The organism is Pantoea sp. VS1, from assembly GCF_002207995.1.
Taxonomy (GTDB): Bacteria; Pseudomonadota; Gammaproteobacteria; order Enterobacterales; family Enterobacteriaceae; genus Pantoea; species Pantoea dispersa.
Genome location: NZ_NHZE01000030.1, coordinates 1 through 19,432 on the forward strand (window position 1 = coordinate 1; position 19,432 = coordinate 19,432).

The 19,432-nt window shown below is 42.7% G+C and carries 10 protein-coding genes and 1 pseudogene; 4 read left to right on the forward strand and 7 right to left on the reverse strand.

Annotated elements, in window-relative coordinates:
- Positions 1-1,059 precede the first annotated feature (1,059 nt).
- Genes dndB through dndE form a run of 4 tightly spaced genes read left to right on the forward strand, consistent with a single transcriptional unit; the run spans position 1,060 to position 6,119 of the window.
- On the forward strand, positions 1,060-2,145 hold the full coding sequence (gene dndB / locus CBW22_RS12565) for a DNA sulfur modification protein DndB (RefSeq protein WP_088516824.1): 1,086 nt from the start codon (positions 1,060-1,062) through the stop codon (positions 2,143-2,145).
- Entirely contained in the window at positions 2,142-3,776 is a 1,635-nt protein-coding gene (gene dndC, locus CBW22_RS12570; RefSeq protein WP_088516825.1) for a DNA phosphorothioation system sulfurtransferase DndC, read from the forward strand. Before dndB ends, dndC begins: the two co-directional genes overlap by 4 nt.
- Complete coding sequence (gene dndD, locus CBW22_RS12575; protein WP_088516826.1) at positions 3,766-5,766, forward strand: DNA sulfur modification protein DndD; 2,001 nt, start codon at positions 3,766-3,768, stop codon at positions 5,764-5,766. The genes dndC and dndD overlap by 11 nt, the downstream gene beginning before the upstream one ends.
- On the forward strand, positions 5,766-6,119 hold the full coding sequence (dndE, locus tag CBW22_RS12580; RefSeq protein WP_088516827.1) for a DNA sulfur modification protein DndE: 354 nt from the start codon (positions 5,766-5,768) through the stop codon (positions 6,117-6,119). The genes dndD and dndE overlap by 1 nt, the downstream gene beginning before the upstream one ends.
- A gap of 49 nt (positions 6,120-6,168) precedes the next feature.
- On the opposite strand, the gene CBW22_RS12585 is transcribed toward dndE, so the two are convergent.
- The 7 genes and pseudogenes from CBW22_RS12585 to CBW22_RS12615 all read right to left on the reverse strand — a co-directional run bounded on the left by CBW22_RS12585 (position 6,169) and on the right by CBW22_RS12615 (position 19,141).
- Positions 6,169-7,125 carry a hypothetical protein gene (locus tag CBW22_RS12585; protein WP_088516828.1) on the reverse strand — a complete coding sequence of 319 codons (957 nt, stop codon included), beginning with the start codon at positions 7,123-7,125 and terminating at the stop codon, positions 6,169-6,171.
- Complete coding sequence (locus CBW22_RS12590; protein ID WP_088516829.1) at positions 7,118-8,221, reverse strand: hypothetical protein; 1,104 nt, start codon at positions 8,219-8,221, stop codon at positions 7,118-7,120. Before CBW22_RS12590 ends, CBW22_RS12585 begins: the two co-directional genes overlap by 8 nt.
- A gap of 39 nt (positions 8,222-8,260) precedes the next feature.
- A complete protein-coding gene (dptH, locus tag CBW22_RS12595; protein ID WP_088516830.1) occupies positions 8,261-13,345 on the reverse strand; it encodes a DNA phosphorothioation-dependent restriction protein DptH in 5,085 nt (1,694 codons plus the stop codon).
- Positions 13,326-14,651, reverse strand: a complete 1,326-nt coding sequence (gene dptG / locus CBW22_RS12600) for a DNA phosphorothioation-dependent restriction protein DptG (protein ID WP_088516831.1) — start codon at positions 14,649-14,651, stop codon at positions 13,326-13,328. Before dptG ends, dptH begins: the two co-directional genes overlap by 20 nt.
- A 4-nt stretch (positions 14,652-14,655) precedes the next feature.
- Entirely contained in the window at positions 14,656-16,305 is a 1,650-nt protein-coding gene (gene dptF / locus CBW22_RS12605) for a DNA phosphorothioation-dependent restriction protein DptF (protein WP_088516832.1), read from the reverse strand.
- A gap of 170 nt (positions 16,306-16,475) precedes the next feature.
- Positions 16,476-17,044 (reverse strand): annotated as a pseudogene (locus tag CBW22_RS12610) (tyrosine-type recombinase/integrase); the annotation flags it as partial.
- Positions 17,045-17,710: 666 nt separating this feature from the next.
- The gene (locus CBW22_RS12615) at positions 17,711-19,141 is read right to left on the reverse strand and encodes a caspase family protein (protein ID WP_088516833.1); all 1,431 of its coding nucleotides are present in this window, start codon (positions 19,139-19,141) and stop codon (positions 17,711-17,713) included.
- Between the last annotated feature and the right edge of the window lie 291 nt (positions 19,142-19,432).

Consider the following 19,432-nt stretch of genomic DNA (forward strand, 5'->3'; position numbering starts at 1 on the left):
ACATAAAATAAAAACCTAAGCGATAACATGTGCACTCAAATGCTTTAGTTTCATTACCTTTATCAAGCAAAAAGTTATTGTTATACACTTTCTATAAAATTCATTACCGATACGTATCTCTTCTCGCGTGAAATTTATTATATCATCTATCTGCGCTTCAGAAAAAATCCTGCTCAAGTTTTATATCTATAGCTAAAGCAATGATTTATGCTAACATCATGAAGGCCAGGCTTCAGTAACTATGGATATTTTTTTATTTTTACCTGCGCTTAAATAAAATATCACTATCTTTAAAATTACCTTTCAGAAAACTAATTTCCTACACGCCCAGGAAAACCATTCCACGTCATGACCTTATCAATACGTACTATTTATCACTCATGCCTTCTAACGCTTTTCTGAACAGCCAAATCAAAGGCAGCTCATTTATTCGAGTCTGACAGATAAATCGATATGACTTTCTCTTTTTCATTGTGTATGTATATTTCAAAGAATGGTACAAAAACATGTTGTCAAATCTCAAATTAAAAGTTAATGGTCAATTTTCTACATAAACATTCTAACTCAAGCCTTTTGTTATAACTTTAAACTTATAATCACCAAGTTTTACGCGATCTTAATGGATTACAAGTTTAATAGCGATGGGAATTAATTGAATTTACGGTGAACAACCGATCTCTATAAGTGACTTTGTTCTGCTGGTCCAGCTGTATTGACTATGACTTGTACCCCAACGACCGGCTGTTGGAAGTGATCTAAACCGATCAGTTAAAGCTAAGTCTGCACCTAACAGGATCACGACAAAAGATATGTGACAGGATAACGAGAAAGTGAATAAAGCACCAAACTCACATAACTCACTGATTAAAAACGAAAAAAATTTCACAAAAGACTTATTTTCCAATTATCAGCACAAAGAATTCCCAAACCTTCAGGTAAAATTTTTTCGAGTTTGGAAGGCGTTACGCAATTTTTTACGTAAAAAAACTGTAACTTTCGCCTTGAGTTACGTAAAATATCACGTAATCAAATTCATTCGATTTTTATACGGATTACAGCATGGCTAGTGTTGATGCAGATTACTGCTACTCTTTTCCAGCTATACGTGGCATTCAGGCTGGTCGTCCTTTCTACATCGCCACGTGCCCGATGCGCATCATTCCCAAGATATTCAGCTTTGATGAAAATGACGTACCGCCTGAGCTACGCGCACAGCGCACACTGAATAAATCGCGTATCCCCGAAATGGTGCGTTATCTTCTGGAAAATCCAAAAGATTATGTGTTCTCTGCGCTTACAGCATCCATTGCCGTTGACGTCCAGTTTGATGAGCACCCAGGTACAAACAACCTGGGAACGTTATGCGTACCGATGGATGCGCAAATTCTGATCAATGACGGTCAGCATCGTCGTAAAGCAATCGAAGATGCTTTAGAAGCACGCCCAGAGCTGGGTCAGGATAACATTCCGGTGCTCTTTTTTGTCGATGAAGGATTAAAACGCAGCCAACAGATGTTTGCCGATCTAAATAAATACGCTATTCGTCCCAGCCCGTCACTGGCATCGTTGTATGATCATCGAGATGCCAGTTCAAATCTGGCACGTTATCTGGCAATGTCCATAGAGCCGTTTGTCGGAATGACTGAGCTAGAAAAATCCGGTATCAGTCAGCGATCAAATAAATTATTTACGTTAAGCAGCATCAAACAAGCTACCCGAGCGTTGCTGGGAAAAGATCCTAAAGAGGGCAATTTTGAAGAATGTACCCAGATAGCAACTCGCTATTGGCAGGCTATTTATCATGTAATGCCGGACTGGCAGTTAGCCGCAAAAAAAGAAGTTTCACCGGTTCAACTACGTCAGGACTATGTTCACGCTCACGGCATTGGTTTGCAGGCGCTCGGACAACTGGGGTATGCCCTGCTGATCGACTATCCGGAGCAATGGCAGGATAAAATTGCTGCACTAAAAACCTTTAACTGGCGCAGAAATAATCCGGAACTGATCAAACGCGCGATGCAGCACGGTAAGTTAAGTAAGACCAGTACTGCGATTCAACTCACCTGCAATGCGCTAAAAACTGCGATTTCAATTCCCCTCACTCCTGAAGAACAGGAGCTTGAAGCTCAAATGGTTGCCTCATGAGTAAATTAGTTCAGGCCTTCGATCTGGCCGAATATGAAGATTTTATTAATCAGGAGCAGTTCGCCGAACGTCCTCTGGCCGAATATGTTTCCGAAGTACAAAGAATTTATTGTGCTGATAAGCGTCCGTGGGTGATTGGCTACAGCGGTGGGAAAGATTCTTCCGCCGTGATCACGCTGGTGTATCTGGCCTTACTGGGTCTGCCTCCAGAAATGCGCAGTAAAGATGTTTTTGTAGTGTCGTCAGATACGCTGGTCGAAACACCGGTGGTAGTAGATTTAATTAAGAAAACGATGTTGCAGATTGAGGCGGGGGCGAAGCGTAACGGCCTGCCGATCACTCAACACGCAGTAACGCCTAAAACGAATGAAACCTTCTGGGTCAATTTGCTGGGGAAAGGTTATCCGGCTCCAACCCGTAGTTTCCGTTGGTGTACCGAGCGTATGAAAATCAATCCAGTAAGTGACTTTATTAAAGATAAAGTCAGCCAGTTTGATGAAGTTATCGTCGTGTTGGGTTCGCGCAGTAGCGAAAGTGCTTCTCGCGCGCAGGTAATAGCAAAGCATAAAATTGATGGCTCCCGCCTAGCCAGGCACACTACGCTGGCAAATGCATTTATCTATACCCCCATCGATACCTGGGATGTAGAAGATGTCTGGAAGCTGCTGCGCGGTGCGTTTCGCTATGCCCCAGAAGATATTATTGAGTGGGAAAGCCCTTGGGGCGGCAATAACCGTCCGCTCTGGACACTCTATATGGACTCTTCCGCACAGGGTGAGTGTCCACTCGTGATCGATGAAAGTACCCCTTCCTGTGGTAACTCCCGCTTTGGCTGCTGGACCTGTACCGTAGTCACTAAAGATAAAGCGATGGAAAGTCTGATCAAGAATGGCGAAGAGTGGATGTCCCCTTTGCTGAAATATCGCGATCTGCTGGCATTTACCACCGACCCCGTGAATAAAGATACGTTCCGAAACTATAAGCGCCGTACCGGTAAAGTGAGTTATCAATATGCCAAGGACGGCGAAGAAATCAGTGCGGAGCGTAAGCATGTTCCCGGCCCTTACTGGCTCAAATATCGTCAGAAGTGGCTTAAAGATTTGCTTGAAATTGAGCGCGATTTGAACAATCAGGGCCATACCATCACGTTAATAACGCAGCCGGAGCTACACGCTATTCGACAAGAATGGCTGAAAGACCCTAATGAGCCGGACTGGTACGATACTTTGCCAGGTATTTATCGCGACGTTTACGGGAAAGACCTGAACTGGGTTATTGACGACCAGTCACGTTTCAATGCTAGCGATGCGGAACTGCTTGAGCAGATCGCCCAAGGGTTTGAGGTAGTTCCTGAGATGGTTATGAAACTGATTGAGCTTGAGGTTTCTATGGAAGGACTCAGCCGCCGTCAGGGTATCTTCGACAAACTTGGTACCATCTTGAAACAAGACTGGGGCAGTCTCGAAGAAATTAAACAGCAGCAACAAGCTTTACAGAAACGGAACGACCGAGATATTCATCAGGATGAAGTAGCAAAATTGGAAGCCGAACTACAGATTTTGCAGCGCAGAATTGCTGAAGTGAGCGAGCCGACTCTGCTTACCAGTGAGGAAAAAGAACGTGTTAATTAAACAACTGGTATTGCATAATTTCCGTGTATTTAATGGTACTCATGTCATTGATTTGGCCCCGAGAAAGCGCCAAAACAATGATAACCCGCGTCCGATAGTTCTTTTCGGTGGGCTTAACGGAGCAGGAAAAACATCGATTCTGTCTGCAATCCGCCTGGCATTGTATGGTCGGTTAGCGTTTGGCCCAGCAACTCAACAACAAGAGTATGTTGAAGAACTCAGCGCATTAATTCACAACGGATCAACGACTGATGAACGGCCAAGTGAAGCGTCGATTAAACTTGTTTTCACCTATAACAAAGGCGGGCATGAAGCTGAGTTTACCGTCACGCGCACATGGAAAAGAGGGAAAAAGGATCAACTATCCCTCCAGCAAGATGACCAACTCCTTGAAGAACTGGATTACGATCAATGCCAGGGTTTCTTGAATGAATTAATTCCGCATGGAATTGCTGATTTGTTCTTCTTTGATGGTGAAAAAATTGCAGAGCTCGCTGAAGATGACTCTGGTAATGTTCTACGTACAGCCGTACGTCGCCTTTTAGGTTTAGATCTCATCGCAAAACTTCGTAATGATTTGATGATCTTTATTAAGCGTCAGCAATCCAGCCAACTGGCAGACTCCCAACAACAAAAACTTGCTGAACTTGAAGAACAGGTTAAGCAGTTTGCTTTCCAGACAGAGCATATTTTAGAAAAAGCTGATTTTGCCAAAATACGAATTGATTTTCTATCAAAAGAAATCAACCGATATGAAGCACTTCTGAATGCGCAAGGTGGTGCTTTTGCTCAGACAAAAGCACAAGAAAAACAGAAAGTTGACACTCTGTTAAAAGAAAAAGATCGCCTTGAAAAAGTATTGCGCCATGAATGCGATAGCTCACTACCTTATGCTCTGGCACCTAGGACTTTAGGGCTATTGCTTGAGCAAATTAGTTCAGAGATACAAATTAAGCAGGCAAACAGTTTTGAAAAGGAATTAACTCAATTTCTTACGCAGCTGAAAAATGATATTTCATTCCGCTCAGGAACTACTGGCAAAATTGCTGCCGAATCAATTGAAGATAATCTGAAAGATTACCTGGCTGGAAAACCCAAAGGTGAGCTGTTATTTGACATCTCCGAACGCGAAGCTGGGATGATCCAACAATCGATCGAAAAGGACAGCAAGAAAGCGTGGCAGCGTTTTGATCTTTATCGTAACCAATTGGCTGAAGTTGAAGAGCAGCTTGAGCAAGCCGCGGCAAATATTGCTCGTGCACCGGAAGATGATCAACTTATCGATATCTTTGAAAAACTTCGGGAACTTGACCGTAAACGCGAGAGTAAACGGCAGGAGTATCGCTCGCTGTTGGAAGAAGCAAAACAGACTAAACAGCTGCAACTGGACTGTGCTCGTCAGGTACAAAAAACACACGATCTGGCACGTAATCAACATAACTTCGATAGTGCATTTAATAATGCCCAAGAAACAATCAACCTGCTTGACCGCTACAGTGAACTTTTAACTCAAGCAAGGGTGAAAACGCTATCAGCGAATTTTGAAGGTGCTTACCGTAAATTAGCTCGTAAAGAAGATTTGCAGCTCAATGCACACATCAATCCTGAAACGTTTGATGTGGAATTAGTGGATGAAAACGGCTCAGTGATCAATCGCAAGCTACTCTCTGCCGGAGAGAAACAGATCTATGCGATTGCGATTCTTGAGGCCCTGGCAAAAACTTCTGGTCGTGATTTGCCGGTAATCATTGATACTCCACTGGGCCGTTTAGACTCTCAACATAGAGATAAACTTATTAACCACTACTTCCCGTTTGCCAGCCATCAGGTAGTGCTGTTGTCTACAGATACAGAAGTGGATGAGCGTTATTTTGTCGATCAACTTCGAGATGACATCTCTCATGCTTATGAGATAGTGTTCAATGTACATACGAAATCTTCCGCACTTAAGCCAGGTTATTTCTGGGAATTAACTAAGGAGGCAATCTGATGCTCCCAAACAGAATGCAGCTCAGTCGTCAGACTGAAGAACAACTGAAAAAGTTAAAGGGATATACTGGGATCACACCAAATGTTGTCGCCCGACTGGCATTTTTTCGCTCGGTAGAAAGTGAGTTTAGATATTCACCAGAGCGAGATAGTAAAAAGTTGGATGGTGTCTTGGTGCTCGACAAAATTACGTGGTTGGGTGAAACACTACAAACTACGGAATTAGTACTTAAGATGTTATATCCACAGCTAGAGCAGAAAATGTTAATTAAAGCATGGGCGGCACATGTTGAGGATGGGATTGCTGCAATCAGAAATTATAAAAACCTAAAAAGTATAACACAAGCTTTATAATTATTTTATAGGTTAACATAAGTGGGAGTATGTTAACCTATCCTAAATATTAAACAATATCTTCTTCAAAAGTTAATGCATAGTTTATTACTTCTTGGAAACTAGAGCTTAATATATCATTATTTATATCATCAATATCAATTAGCCTTATTATTCTATGTCTATCAAAGATAAGTGATGCTGTTATCTCATCATTTTGACAAAAGTTTCGGTCCGCGTCTCTAAAATCAAATGGGACAAATAGTATATTTTGTGCATTATCAGGTAAATCAGCAAGAAAATTTTTGACTCGGTCAACACTAGCTTGTTTATTACTCCAATTTTTTCCGGATGCACTTTGTCCTAAAAATATCTGCTTACGCTCTAAATTTGGATCATCTTTAAAAGGAATCCACGCAACAATGTCAATCCCACCATCACCATTATCACCGGGTCTAAAGATATTGGCTCGCACAGATCTAGTTAGCCCTAAGTCACTAGCTAAGAGAGTAAATTTACTTTCGAGACTACCAATATATTTAGAACTTCTATCAGAAGAAACACCGAATACATGCACCTCTGCATCTTGAGGAAGATAGTTTTTCAAAGCATAATATGATAATTTCTCAAAAATTGTCGTTACCTGGTGATACCCATCCAAGTATTTAAGAAGAGAACTTAATAATAAGCATATATAGATATAATGAATATCTTCAATATTATCTTTTTTCTTTACCCTTACACCATCAAAGGAGAATGGGTAGTAGTCACCATAATGAGTGGCTCGACTATTAACCTCTGAAAACCAGTTATTTATTCTACTATTCCAAACCTCACTTGTATGACCATTATTTTCAGTGCCAATATCAGCAATTTTTTCATCTTCTAAAAAACGATCATAAACATCACTAAAACTAACACCATCATCACAATCAACTAAAGCAAGTAGCTCTATATAGTCACAATAATAATGTGAGTTACATATAGTTTCATTCGGCGTACTGCTTAATGATTTAAATTCAATCATCCCATTTCTCTTCTGACATAGATTTGATAGCAGCATTCATACTTTTCGCAAGCGTAAATATATCTTTTAGCTTTTCCCTAACTGAATCATGGTGTTGCTTGACTTTAAATAATACATTGTTAGCTCTTTTTAATCCAGAAAGAGACGCTTCAATTTCTTGGTTGAATGAATCGGCTGTAATAGAGACTAAATTATAGGCATCTATTATATTACCTTCACCCTCTCGGAAGTACTCCTCTGACTCTTTGTTGCCTAAAACAGTATCAAGCATTTTTAAATTATTGCTATCACCTAAAACCCGGCTGCGTCCATTTTCATTTTTCTCGAAGAACCATCTTGTCAATAGTTCTAATTTACCCATATCTACATTAGCTGTGGGCTCATTTGATTTCATATCAACATTAATATACCCTCTGATATTTTCACGACTCAATGAATCAGACAGATAGTTAAAATGCAAGCTTGTTTCATCTAGGGATACAATTTTGAAAAAAGCCTGATCTTCTATTTTCAGATATAATTCATATGCTATTAGCAAACCTCGGACATAATCACTACGACTACCAATTGATTTTGCTAATTTTCTACATTTAGTAGTAAAATCATCATCATTAAGTTCTTTTGATAATTCATTAAGATATCTAGCCTTGGGTAAAATCCCCCATGACTTCACCCCTGTTATATGCCTATATCCAAGATATTTGTTAATTTGCTCGCGGTTTTCGAAAATAATGCATGGCAACTCATTTGGTCGTTCTTTGGTTTCAGAAAGGACTTTCTCTATTTTTATTTTTTGTGACATTGCCAATTCAGGTTCGTTGAGCAATATAACAGATGTAAGCCTTCTATTACCTTCTATTACAATATAATCCCCAACTTGACTATTATCAGGGACAACTAATAATGCCTCGCCGATAAAAAAACCAGACTGCCCTATTGCCAACATCAATTCTATAATAGATGCATCGTTAAGCATCCAATTAACAATGTCTTTCTTCCCTATTTTATCTTTCCGAAAGGTAGAGGGAAGACGAGGATTTTTTTCATCCAATTTTATTTTATCTAACTTTATAAATTCAATGTTTTGCTTGGCCATTTCATCTCCATTAAATTACTCAATTAACAAACTAAAAAATCAAACAAGTTCCCAGAAAGCCTTATCTCTCATTTTACTTACTTTTTTACCCCCATCAATATACAAACTAAAATGCTTCTCAAGCTGCCGAATCTGTCCCATCAAAGACTCCTGCTCACCTTTATCATCGACGTTAAATACCGCCTTGATATCCGCATTCTTTATTTCTGAAACACGATGGATTACCCAAGTTAAAATATAGGAGGCATAATTATTTTCACCAGTCTTAAAGTGGGTTATCTCCTGCGTTGACAGGATCGCACCAACACCATATTCGCGGCCTTCCTTCAGAATCTTACGCAGACTGGAAAAATCCTGACGCATAAAGTTATCGGCTTCGTCCACCAGAATCATTTTGGTGAGCTGACGATGATCCCCTCGCACCACTGGTTTACCGCGCTTTTGCATCTGCGCGTAAAAAAGATCCAGCGTTAGCGCGACCACTAGGTTTTGCACTTCTGGCGGGTAGCCAGCCAGTTCAATCACGGTGACGCCGTCAATCAATTCGTACAAGCTGGTCATCCTCTCCGGGATGGTCTCGAATATTTTGTAACGCGCCAGTTTAGAAAGTGCTGCGTAAAGCGAATCTTCTTCAACCTTCTCCTGATCGAGGAAGCGCTGCCATACATCTTCAATCGTCGGCGCAGTCCTTGACCACGTTGTCGGATCTTCCGGCGAGATACCTGCCGCTTCGTAACATTCTAAAATTAGATTTTCTAATTTGAGCTGCTGCTTATGGCCCAGTCCATAGGCTTTTGCCATCGTTTCCGATAGTCCACCAGCTGTGTGGATTGGTAGCATTGGCGTGTCGCCAAACAGAGATAAGGGGTTGTAAGGCAGCTTAAATAACTTGTACTTTTTAGCACCCGTTGCATTAAGAAAAGCCTCGTCCACATAGTCTGATTTGTAGTCGAAGATCAGCAAACCAATAGGCTTACCATCAACGTTATGGGACTGATTTCGCATCAACTGAGTGACCAGCGATTTAGTAAACTGGGTTTTACCGGTGCCCATCGTTCCAATAATGCCGGTATTGGTATTCATGAACTTGGCGGTATTGGTTGGCTCCCAATGTAACGGGCTCTGACTGACTCCATCATGACCTAACAGGACCTGTAATGGAGTATCGCTAATATCAGGTATCACCACCGGTATAGCAGGCTGTAATGACTTCGACTCAGGTTCCGGAATGAACTGTTCTGCAGTCGCCGTTGTGACTTCTACCACGACTTCGGGTTGTGACGGACTTGCATCACACTCTGGCTTAAGCCGGTATTTTTCCGGCACCCGGTAACGTTCCGTCAACGGTGGTTCATCCCCCTGCGCAGCAATCAGCGAAGGCAGCAGTGAATAAGGGATTTCGATCTGTAAGATATTCTCCGCTGTCTCTTTATAAGAGAGATCGAAGCAGGTTGCGCTGTCCACATGCGCCACGACGAAGCCGTCCGCATAGTCGGCCAACTCACCTAACTGATAGTCGCCCGTTAACCACCATTCGCGTCGTTCCAGCAAGGAAGCCAGTTTGTTGCTATCCAGCACACCGTACAGACGCAGTTTCTCCACCTGCATCAGTACCTGACGAATAAAGAGCGCCCGGTACAATTGTGATGCCAGCGTTTGTGGTTCCAGAAGGTCCTGCTGTAAGTAGCGTTTCAACTCACGAGCCTGTTGGCCTGCATAGCTGTAGTCAGGCCGCGCCCCGGTTTTAACTTCCAGCGGTAACAGATAGAGGCGGTTTTCTTTGAAACCCACAAAGAGCACATCATCAGAGATCGCGCCGTTACGATAACCCTGTAAATTTCTCGATAAATCGCTCTCTTTCATTTTCAGCCCGACATTGCCGGACACACGGATCATTTCGGCCACCGATAGCGGAATCCAGCAAATGTCGGACTGGTGCAACATAGATTGCACAAATTTGTACGCACCTATAATGCCGTGCTTCTCTTTACGCTCTCTTTCAGTGGAGCGCAGCATTTTCAGCAGCCATTCGCCGTTAAAGGCATTAAATTCAGCCAGCAAATGCTGACTATCAACAGCAGGTTGCCCTGACTGGCTTCCGGTCTGGAGCAACCGCAGGAACAAATCAACCTGCTTCGTGACGGTGACGGCATCGTAGCCTGCGCAACTGGTGTACTGGTCAGAATAGTGGATAAGCACTACATCTTTCTGACTGGTGAAAAAGTCGAGAGTGACTTTTGGATCAATAATGGTGGTCCAGAGCGCGCTATTGTAGGAGTAATTGAGCAGCTGTTTAAAATTACCGCTCACAGCCAGGCCGATCCCTTGTCCATGATACTGGCTGTTGCTTTGACGTGCAGGTTGCCACAAGCAGCCGATTAGTCGGGCAAGACGCAAAGCGCTGTAGGACTCAGTATCCACATCACGCAGTCCAAACGCGGTAAAGTAAGCATCCCCCTGCGTTTCGGCACCTTCCCCAGCAATCAACCCATGACACAATACCCCACTGGACGCATCTTCAATGCGGATCTGGCGGCAATCCACAGGTGCTGTATTGGTGAAAAATGCCAGATGTGCATAGTCCAGCTTGTCGCTTTCTGACGGCAGGACAAACTTGCTGAACGTTAACCGGCTACGCAGCAGGTCAATCAGCATATCGGCTTCCGCCCGCCATACGCCGCTGTTCAGATCGAGATCGTTTTTAAGCTGCTCATAGCTACCACTTTCTGCAAAGTGATCGAACATATTGGGTTGCAAACGTTCATCGTAGCAGTTCACATGAACCGAAATAGCCTTCTCTTTTTCTTGCTTAAAATACTCTACTAATCCCAGAAACAGTTCTTTGGCGTTCCCTTGATTAATGGCATTGATAATTAACGCACTGTTTTCAACGCTCTGGAACAACCGGGCGTAAGCGTCCGTGAACTCATTAAGTTTGTCTTTTACCAGACGTTTAACGTAGTCATGGCTGACCTGCCGCTGGGGAACCACATCAATCCAGAAGCGGTTTTCATCCACCGGCTGTAGTTGTGCGTATTCATGCTCACTGTGATAAACAAACGGCACTAACCCGGAAACCATCAAGCGATCAAGAGTGATCGGCGGTAGTGTGGCAAATGATGCCGAATTGTGCTGTTCCGACTCCGCAACGATAGTTTCTGCCAATTGTAGATGGTAGGCCAGCACCAGAGGATGCAGCGGAGAGAGGCGCTCATGGCTATCATTGCGACAGATCCCAAGATGCAGAAGACGTTTCTCAGGCGCTGTTAGCGCTCTGCTCAGGCCTATTTGCTGGAGTGACTGTTCAAATGTAGTAACAATGTAGCTAACCAGCGCGCGATATTCCGCTGACCACGACACCAGACTAGGCAGGGTGTTACGACGATGATAGTAGGCAAATAACTGCTCATAAGCGTTATGGAGATCGGGGTAGCTAGCAAGAAGTTCGTCCAGCGTAAACTCGCTATCGTCACTTCCTGTACCCAGCAAACGTTGCTCAATTAATGAGGCTTCCATTATCAACAACTGCTGGCGTACACCGACGACCTTGTGTTCAATATTATCGAGTATGATACGCCCTTTTAGTCGGTTCCAGGTTGCATTGCCCTCTTCCTTAAACAATTTGTTGAAACGACTTTGGTCAAAAAGCAGTGGCAGCGTTAGCCCCTCTTCTGCTCCCGGTCCCTCTATGTTAAACGACAGACGGGAATCGCCAGAAACGATAGCAAACTGAACCAGGTCACTTTGATTTGCCAGCGTCTCAAAATTCACCTGAGCATAATGCTGGCAGTCTATGTCTTCGCTCTCGTCATTCAATGTAGAGGTCAGGTTGCCAGACTCGGCAATACGCAGCGTGTTATCTTCCAGTTGCAGGGTTATTTGATCTTTACCTGGCTCAACACGGTAGCAGTGCTGAATATCGTTTAGCCAGAATTGTCCCTGCTCGACCAACAGTAGGCGAAATTTATACTCTTCAGCTGAATTATTGCGGTTGGTCAGTTCGAGACTAAAGAAGCAGGGATGCCCATTAAAAGGCACCGACGCCATAATGCGGGAAGTTTTGCCACCCGCCCGGCTGGTGTGCCAGAAAGGTGTATTTTTTAACTGACGATTATGGGCAATCTTTATCTGGTTGTCCTGAAGATCATTACCCTGAAAACTAAACTCCAGCTCAGCCTTTGATTGCCCTGGCTGTACCTGCACCAGCAGGCTGATATCACGTTTTCCCGCCTTACTGGCGCTTTTCGCCCGTTGCCAAACCTCGCCGTTTTCAACAGAGACGTTCTCCAGCACAAGTTTTTGTTCACTATTCTGTTCTTTCTCTTTCCTGTAATCGGAGAAATCGAGCTCACGCCAGTCATCTTTATCGTAAAAATGCTCCTGAATGAATTTTGAACTAAACTCAGGCAGCACATTCTCCAGCTGTCCACTGTAGCGTTCAACACTATCTTCTATCTGGCGATATAATTTCCGGTTTTCATTCAGTCGGGTGCGTAGCTGCTTTTGGCTATAGTTCAGTAGTTCATCATCTTTAAACAGATGAAGCTCGGAGAAATCCAGATTGCCATCATCCAGCAAGCGATACAGCGACGAGAAACCAAATACGGTCGCGCCTTCATCCAGTACCGTCGCCAGTTGATCCTCCAGCAAACAGTGGGACAATTCCGAACGTTTACTGCCTGTGGTAATGAGCTTTTCAAGTTGCTGACTGAAAGTTTGTGGATACCAGATAGCATCCGGTGCCGCTACGTCTTTCGTGCTGTTAATCAGGGTATCGAGCATACTGTTATGAATAATTAACAGCGTTGTTTGGGCAAAAATACCGCTGCGCCCTGCAACTTCATCGCGCAAATGAGAAATGTAGTTTTCTGTAAATGCTGGAGCCTCGGCTCCGTGCAGTACAGGAATAAGCTGAACACCATTGCAGGGGAGGCAATCAATATATTGCCCTGGCGCAATTTCCAACTGATTGCCGTCCGCCAGAGAGACGAATGCTTCCCAAAGTTTTAGGGCATTATCGGGATCGGGAGATTTGAACTGATAGCGCTCGCCGGGCTGAATGATGCCACCTACCCATTCAATAAAGGTTTCTGCCAGATAGGTTTCATACTGTTTTACGGACATACACGGCGTCTCCACTATCACTCATTCGCTCTACATTTCCCATGCGTTCATAAAACGCCACCAACGTTTGCGCCGACTGGTTGTCCAGATAAAAACCGCGCTGTTCAAAACCACGCAACAGTTCATGAAGGCGGAGTTTGTCATTTTTGCCTACAGTGAGATTAGTCAGTAACAGAAGCCGATCCTGATTCAGCACCAGCACTTTTCCTGCCCGACCACGGACCTGAATGAAGTCAGTGCAAATCTGGCTTTCCAGCTCCTTAATGTAGTTCTTATTTATATCCGCGCGGTTAGTTTTTTTATCCTGGAATTGCTCTACGGCAACGGATAATAGCTGTTTGAAAGCACTTTCCATGTTTGTTGCGCGATCACGAGCAGGAAGATCTCGTTCTTCCTTACTAATAAATTTCTGTATGTAATCATTGATCTGATCTAACACTTGATTTGGGGAATCCGAATAATTCAAACAATCCTGATATGCCTGCCAGAGAGGGCGTTTTTTCTCACCTTTTACCTGCAACACTTCCAGCGCGGAAAGTATCGGGAACAGTTTTTCGCTCTGGCTGGCGAACAGCTTATAGCCATAACGTTTCACCTTTTCCCTTTCGGAGCTGGCTTTCTCGCTATCAAGAATAAAAAACAGTGATTTGCTTTGTGGTTCGCCGTCCTGCCAGTTGTCCAGATTGAGCGCCAACTGAGCACACCAGCTGAAGGCGTACAAACGCAGGGTGTTAGTCAATTCTTGTAAAAGGTATTGTGGGTGCTCCGCCAAAAACGACAGATCGGACTGAAAACACGTTACCATATACGGAAGATACGGTTGCTCCTCGGCAAACGGTCCTTTCCCCAACAGCTTTATTTTTTCATTGAGCTTATTCAGCATTTGCTGCTCGATGAAGTTCAGTCTGTCCTGTATGGGATAACTAAGGCTAAAATCTCCCATCAAATTAGCAAAAAGCGTTCCAAGTCGTTTATCTGCCGTTGAACCCGCACTTATTTTTTCACCATTAAACTGGGCGTGGAACAGTAAAAAAAGTGGGGATACACGGTAAATATCCTGACTGGAAAAATACATCCGTTCCAACACGGACCAGAATGCAGGCTCATCAAGCAGCTCCTGCAGATATGTTCTACAATCTTCACGGAATTGTTCGGGATCGTAAGCTTCAATTTTGCGTTTCAGGGCGTAGCTAAGAACCAGACCGGTGACGAATTGCCAGCTAATATCGTTATTTTTATTGCGCACAGGCAGGTAACTATCCAGTAGGTTATTACCCACTTTTAACTCGTTTGCGATAGGGTACATTCTGCTAACCCTCCATACCGCTAATCGTGATCATATCGTCATCCGCCTTTGCACGATAAACCCGTTGTCTGCCATCATAAAATTTGATTTCGTTGCTGGATTTAGCCTGCTCCGCGATCAACTCTACAATCTCATCCAGTAACACGATGGCATTTTTATCGTATTTATTCGGACGATAGCCATTATTCAACTTGTCTAATAATTCGAACAAATTAAGCCCGATATGGATATGCGGCAGTGGATTTCGCCCAACCTTTAAATAGACATCGAAGCCAGTTGGATGAGCCGTGTTTTTATTACGGATAGCATCCCAATCAGGCTTCACCTCTACCGGTGCGGTTATTTTTACCCCACCAAACTCACCCAAAAAGAACTCTTCTTTTTGCATACTTAATTCAGGTGCTTTGCGATTAGCATAGCGCTGGATACCCGCGATAAGCTCAAAAGCATAGAAGCGATTCAGTGATCTTTTTTGCTCAGAATCTGCTGTGTAATTTCTATGCAAATGCCAGATTTCTGAGTAACGCTCAAACAACGATTCGTTAAAAAACGCGGAGAATTTCCGATGATAATTATTACCCAACGACTCGTGCTGCAACAGCCAAAAAAGACGGATCAAGGAGGTTGCGTCACCGGGCTTAACGCTCTGGCGATCAAACTTAATGTGCAACGGCTCAAGTGCGGCTAAAAAATCATCGAGTTCGGAGTCAACCAGTCCCAGTTCATAGCGCAAAACAAATTGATCAAGTTCATAGGTGTGCAATCTGGCGGGGTCAAAATCAGAAACTTTTTTAATCAGATCATTTTCTGCACCGATGAACAGGTTATCAAATAAGTAGCCAGGCCCCATCAACAGATGGTGCAGAAAGTCTAACAGCGTTCGGGTAGTCACAAACTGGTCTTTGATCAACCGCGCTTTAAAAAGCTGCGTAATTAATACATTCTGCACGCCAGACATGCAAAGCAATTTATAGTTTGCGACCTCTTTTAGATCTGGATTAATTGACTCATCGCGCCGAAAGATAAACTGAAATAAATTATTATCATCGTCACGAGTTAAGTTATCTAATAAGGTTTTAATAAATAATGAATAGTTTTTATTTTCGTTAAACTGGAATTTAGGATAGTGTTCAAAATCAAAAAAAGAACAATTCTCGTTACGGTAAGGACGGCTTGCATCCTGCTGCCCTGATAAAAATGAGTCAATTGCAGACCTAATCACCTTATGGCATTCAGCGCCTTCTCGGGCAAAGTTAGCAAGCATTCCGGTGTTGATGCCAATGAGCAAAGGAGATAACTGCTGATGATGATTAACAAATAACTCATTCAAAGCATCGATGGCTGATTGTCGAGGGGCAAAGCTATGAGTCGCATCCAGATGGAAACTAAATCGCCGCTGATAACGCGGATCTGACTGACAGCGGGTTAAAATTTCGGACTTCCCGTCCCCGCTACTACCGCACAAAAAAATGATTTCGCCGGGTTTAGCAACATCCAGATAGCGTTGCAATTCAGTTTCAATCTCTTGTTTAACAAAGAGTTGTTCCTTCAACTGATCTAACTCATCCTTCTGGCGGTGTGTCACGGTGGTGACGGAAAACGAAGATGACTTCGCAAGTACACCCAACGCTTTACGTAATGTGATTGCGCTCATAACTTCATGTTCTCTAAAGTAGGAATACACCTATTCTATAAAAGCTACTTACTGATATCTATAGGCTCTTTAACACTTTCATTACGAGCAATTTCAGCATCGTACATTTTTCACCCACCAACGAAACACATCCAGAGGTTAATTATTTTTATATTAATTAAACACATACACTAGATGTTACCCCGATTGATTTTTGCATAGTCAAACGGACTACCTCCATATCCCAATTCGCATCCAAAAAATCAGCCCACCACTGCAACATCAGTCTGCGCTCATCCAGATGCTCGGCCTTATGAATATAAGCCGCAAGCACAGAGTTACGCTCCATATGACTCATCTGCCTTTCAACCGCATCCCTCGACCACAATCCCGATTCTATCAATGAACTACATGCCATCGTCCTGAAACCATGCCCACAGACCTCTACCTTTGTGTCATAACCCTTTACGCGCAGCGCCTTGTTCACCGCGTTCTCACTCATCGGTTTGCGATGGTCGTGATCGCCGATGAAAACAAAATCGCCATCGCCACTAAGTTGGTTTACCTGTTTAAGGATTGCTAACGCCTGACGAGATAACGCCACCAGATGAGGCGTACGCATTTTTGAGCCACGCTGGAAGTATTTTATCCCTTTAATAGCCTCGCGCTCTGCGAGTATCGTCCATATCGATGTTTCAAAATCTATTTCAGACCAACGAGCAAAACGCAATTCGCTAGCGCGAATGAACATCAATAAGGTAGGTACAAACATTATCAAATCGGGTTACAACCGTAGCCGTACCCGCATCATTAAGTTGATATGGATTGAATCAGGTTGAATGAAAAGCGAAGAAAGCCTTACTGAGCCTGAATCCCAGACACAAAAAAAGCCGCTCGTAAGCGACTTAAGTTGCATCATATGGTGCGAAGGCCGGACTCAAAAACAACAACAAATATTTGAATTTAAAGAATTAAATAAAAAACAAAACATAAAGTGCCCCTTTTTATGCCCCCATATTACTTTGCACCTATCAGTTGAAACCTCACATAGTTGGATAAATTTTAATCTATCTTACTCCGGTTAGGTTCCGAACAGCGGATCCTAAAGGGTGTTTGCATTCAACTGACCACCCATTTGCATTCTACTTGACTGCCTGTTTGCTTTTCTTGTGATCTTATCCATCTAAAAATGCACACAAAACCTTACTAAGTTGATAGGCAGCTTTGAGCATGGAGCAGACATTGACCCCTAAGAATAACTGAACCTTTCTCTGGATATTCTCTAAAAGAGAATGGTTCGGATTACAGGGGTACTTGCAAAGGAAAGAGATACTTTTTATCTAAACCAGATTTATTCAAGAAAACGCTTAGAGACGAAAAATAGAACCCGTTACTTGGGCTCTATTTATTATTTCTGACTGAATACTTAATCATTGGTTATGGTGCATCTATATGGGAGTTCAACTTCTGTACCTTTGGGCAATGATTTATTATATACAATATTCAACAAGCGAAATGGAACCATCGCCCTCTTGGATATCTCTTCTTTGATTTCATCTTCATCCAATCTGTCATTGAAATTATTAAAATCACTATTTGCTTTAAGACGATTACGCCCATTAATATGCACTTCTGTTACTAAGAGTTTTTCATCCAAAGTTACATCTGCAGTCACAGGTTGGTTTTTACCCGGTACTGCGAAGAATTTATAGCTATAAGGCAATAGAACAGAAGAGATAAAATCAAAGCTGTCTTTATAAATTGCAAACTTCTCAAGATTGAAAACAACATTAAATAAACTATTTTTGAATCTATCTCTTAGTTCTCCGTCTGAATTAAAGAAAATTTCAAATATAATTCCATCTAAGAGATTTTTAACCTTATCGGCTCTAACACCTTTAGTTTTATCCTTAAATGCACTGATGAATTCACACGCCATGTTTGAGTTTCCATCGGCGGCTTGGGGTATATTTCTACCTAAAACAAAAAGGCTATCGCTTCCAGCTTGGTTTATTTTATCGGGCGATATATCACTTATCGCTGGGTTTTGAGTGTACCAGTGCCTAACTTTGAGCGATGTAATTATTCTATGGCTCCACTTCGTTTCATCAAGAATAAAATCGCTATCTTTAACGGCAGAAGAACTATAGCTTGAAATTCTAGCAGCCACGCTTAAATTAAAATAAAACTCGCCAGATAAAGATGTATGCTCCCAAGAGGTCTGCTTTTGACGGGTTGTAGCCGCTAAGGTATTTCTTACCCTTTTAAACATCGCCTCGATAGGTACATCAGGAGTTTCTATGTGTTTTAGTAACGCCTCTGTGTAACTTCCATTACGTCCAGAACCGTCATCTGCAAATTGCCCTGGTGAGGTTGCATAAGCGATTAACGTACCTTTGGGCGCATAAACAGGAGCTAAATCTCGTGGCACACCCCTCCATTTCCTAATAAATGGATTATTTCTGCATGCATCGAGAATTATAATGCTGGTACGGGTATCATTTCCTTTCGGCTCCATGCGAGTAAGAACCTCATTTAAACCTAAGGCCCCATGCTCGACATCGGCTTCATCATCAGCTACGGTGTCTTTTGCAATGAGATAGTTTTTACCATTAACTTCAGCGCCATGTCCTGCAAAGAAGAAAAGGGATATCTCGCCACCATCGTTTGAAGTTTCTTCGAGTTCTTTGATTGCAGCCTTCATTTCTCTAAGGGTGGCATTAATCAACTTGTTGACGGTAAAACCTCCTTTAATCAAAACTTCACTAATATCTTCTGCGTCGTTAGCAGGGTTTGGCAGGTTGTTACTGAATTCATAATCTGAATTACCTATAACAAGAGCGTTCAGTCGAGACATGTATCCTCCATTTGGATGTTTGAAATCTTATTATATGTAAGCGTTTAAAGGCTACAGATGCCTTTCTGGCTAGCAGTTGTGGTAATCCGTTTTTTAAAAGCATTCTTTACTACTGAAATTCTCTTTGCAGGCCAAATTTAACTCTCAAAAAATCACATTAAAACTCGACACTCTTTACCAGGGATTTATTTTACCCATCCTAATATGTATTTTGGCAGCTTGGGTTTACAGGGTTGTTGTATGTTAAACCTGATTTATCCTACTGCATGTTTTCGTCACATACAACTGAAG